This is a genomic window from Streptomyces sp. NPDC059853, from assembly GCF_042731495.1.
Lineage (GTDB): Bacteria > Actinomycetota > Actinomycetes > Streptomycetales > Streptomycetaceae > Streptomyces.
The window spans coordinates 1-3266 of record NZ_JBHWJL010000423.1; the positions used below are offsets into that span (position 1 = coordinate 1).

General features: G+C 76.0%; 3 protein-coding genes. All 3 read left to right on the plus strand.

All coding sequences use genetic code 11. The features are described from left to right. Positions 1–159 precede the first annotated feature (159 nt). Complete coding sequence (bioB, locus tag ACFV5N_RS26115; RefSeq protein ID WP_385604498.1) at positions 160–1266, plus strand: biotin synthase BioB; 1107 nt, start codon at positions 160–162, stop codon at positions 1264–1266. Further along, positions 1259–2569 carry an adenosylmethionine--8-amino-7-oxononanoate transaminase gene (locus ACFV5N_RS26120; RefSeq protein WP_385604493.1) on the plus strand — a complete coding sequence of 437 codons (1311 nt, stop codon included), beginning with the start codon at positions 1259–1261 and terminating at the stop codon, positions 2567–2569. Before bioB ends, ACFV5N_RS26120 begins: the two co-directional genes overlap by 8 nt. A gap of 51 nt (positions 2570–2620) precedes the next feature. After that, the coding region (gene bioD, locus ACFV5N_RS26125) for a dethiobiotin synthase (protein ID WP_385604495.1) at positions 2621–3266 on the plus strand (646 nt) is incomplete at its 3' end.

Sequence of the window (3266 nt, forward strand, 5' to 3'; positions counted from 1 at the left end):
CCGTCACCCACCCCTCGTCCGCGCGCCAACCCATCGACGCTATCGGGCGGTGACGCTGTGCGGGGGTGTGGTGACCGTACACAGTCGGATCGGTGGCTGTGTACCTTTCCGCCCTGGCCCGGCCCCGCCCCGGACCACCAGGATCGGCTCATGGATCGCATGGATCTGCTGAGCGCGCTCGTGGACAAGGGCCTGCGCCGCGAACCCCCCACCCGTGCCGAGGCCCTGGCCGTACTGGCCACCTCCGACGACGACCTGCTGGAGGTGGTCGCGGCGGCGGGCAGGGTGCGCCGGGCGTGGTTCGGGCGGCGGGTGAAGCTCAACTACCTGGTGAATCTGAAGTCCGGGCTGTGCCCGGAGGACTGCACCTACTGCTCCCAGCGGCTCGGTTCGAAGGCGGAGATCCTCACCTACACCTGGCTGAAGCCGGACGCGGCCGTTGCCGCCGCGAACGCCGGGGTGGCCGGTGGCGCGCGCCGGGTGTGCCTGGTGGCCAGCGGGCGCGGGCCCACCGACCGGGATGTGGAGCGGGTGTGCGAGACCGTCTCGGCGCTGCGCGCCGAGCACGGCGGCGCGGTGGAGGTGTGCGCCTGTCTGGGGCTGCTCTCGGACGGCCAGGCCGAGCGGCTGCGGGCGGCGGGGGCCGACGCGTACAACCACAACCTCAACACCTCGCAGGCCGCCTACGCCGACATCTGCACGACGCACGACTTCGCGGACCGGGCGGAGACCGTGCGGCGGGCGCGGGCGGGGGGCCTGTCCCCGTGCTCGGGGCTGATCGCGGGCATGGGCGAGAGCGACGAGGACCTGGTGGAGGTGGCCTTCGCGCTGCGCGAGCTGGGGGTCGACTCGGTGCCGGTCAACTTCCTCATCCCCTTCGACGGCACCCCGCTGGCCGGCCGGTGGGAGCTGACGCCGCAGCGGGCGCTGCGCATCCTGGCGATGGTGCGGTTCGTGTGCCAGGACGCGGAGGTACGGATCGCGGGCGGCCGGGAGTTGCATCTGCGCACGTTGCAGCCGCTGGCCCTGCACATCGCGAACTCGCTGTTCCTCGGCGACTACCTCACCAGCGAGGGGCAGTCGGGGCGGGCCGATCTGGCGATGATCGCCGACGCGGGCTTCGAGGTGGAGGGCGGCGCGCCCCCGGCCGGGCCGCCGGACACCGACACCGACGCCGGCGCGGGCGACGGGGAACCGGCCGGTGCGGCGGTGCCCGTCGCGGTACGCCGCCGGGGCGCGGGCACCACGCTGCCGCCCAATGCCTGAGGCGCGGCACACGGCGGAGCTGCTGGCGCTGGACCGCCGCCACGTGTGGCACCCGTACGGCCCGATGCCCGGGACGGCCGCCCCGCTGCCGGTGGAGTCGGCGGACGGAGTGCGGCTGCGGCTGGCCGCACCGGCGGAGCCCGGCGGGCACCGGGAGCTGGTCGACGGCATGTCCTCGTGGTGGTCGGCGATCCACGGCTACCGGCATCCGGTCCTGGACGCCGCCGTCACCGGGCAGCTGGGGCGGATGAGCCATGTGATGTTCGGCGGGCTGACACACGAGCCCGCCGTGCGGCTGGCGGCCCGGCTGGTGGAGATCTCGCCGGGGCCGCTGGAGCACGTCTTCCTCGCCGACTCGGGGTCGGTGGCGGTGGAGGTCGCGCTGAAGATGTGCCTCCAGTACTGGCGGTCGCTGGGCCGGCCCGGCAAGCAGCGGCTGCTGACCTGGCGGGGCGGCTACCACGGGGACACCTGGCACGCCATGTCGGTGTGCGACCCGGAGGGCGGGATGCACGAGCTGTGGGCGGGGGCGCTGCCGCGCCAGGTGTTCGCGCCCGCGCCGCCGCCCGGTTTCGGCGCCGGGGTCCGCGAGGAGTACGCGGACGGCCTGCGGGAGCTGATCGCCCGGCACGCGGACGAACTCGCGGCGGTGGTGGTCGAGCCGGTGGTGCAGGGCGCGGGCGGGATGCGGTTCCACTCCCCCGGCTATCTGCGGGTGCTGCGGGAGGCGTGCGACGAGCACGGGGTGCTGCTCGTCCTGGACGAGATCGCCACCGGATTCGGCCGCACGGGCGCGCTGTTCGCGGCGGACCACGCCGGGGTGGTGCCCGATGTGCTGTGTGTGGGCAAGGCGCTGACCGGCGGTTACCTCACGCTGGCGGCCGCCTTGTGCACCGGCCGGGTGGCCCGGGGCATCTCGCGCGGCGCGGTGCCGGTGCTGGCGCACGGCCCGACCTTCATGGGCAACCCACTGGCCTGCGCGGTGGCGGACGCCTCGATCGGGCTGCTGCTCGGGCAGGACTGGCGGGGCGAGGTCGGCCGGATCGAGGCCGGGCTGCGCACGGGTCTGGCGGCGGCGGTCGGGATACCGGGGGTGCGGGAGGCGCGGGTGCTGGGGACGATCGGGGTGATCCAGCTGGATCACCCGGTGGACATCGCGGCGGCGACCCGGGCGGCGGTCGCGGAGGGCGTGTGGCTGCGGCCGTTCCGCGACCTCGTCTACACGATGCCGCCGTACATCACCGGCGACGCGGACATCGCCCGGATCTGCGCGGCGATGGCGGCCGCCGCCCGGGCGGGATGAGCGGTGGTGGGCGCCCGAGTGGGGCGGCACGAACGGAGAGGAGCGGCTGGGGTGCCGGGTGAGGTGCTGATCGTCACCGGGACGGGGACCGGGGTCGGCAAGACGGTGGTGACCGCCGCGCTGGCGGCCCGGGCGCTGGCGCGCGGGCGGCGGGTGGCGGTCCTCAAACCCGCCCAGACCGGGGTGGCGGAGGAGGAGCCGGGGGACGCGGCGGAGGCCGCCCGGCTGGCGGGGCCGGTGACGGTCAGGGAACTCGCCCGCTACCCGGCCCCGTTGGCACCGGCCACGGCGGCCCGGCTGGCGGGGCTGCCGCCCGTGCGGCCGGCGGAGGTGGCCAAGGCGGCGATCGATCTGGCGTCCGGCCACGATCTGGTGCTGGTGGAGGGGGCGGGCGGGCTGCTGGTGCGGTTCGACGAGTCCGGCGGCACGCTGGCGGACGCGGCGGCGCTGCTGGCCGCCCCGGTCGTGGTCGTGACCACGGCGGGCCTGGGCACCCTCAACGACGCCGCGCTGACGGCGGAGGCGCTGCGCGGCCGGGGCCTGGACTGCCCCGGCCTGATCATCGGATCCTGGCCCGCCGCACCGGACCTGGCCTCCCGCTGCAACCTCACCGACCTCCCGGCGGTGACCGGCGCCCCGCTGCTGGCCCGCATCCCGGCCGGCGCGGCGGCCCTCCCCCCACCCGCCTTCCGCGAGC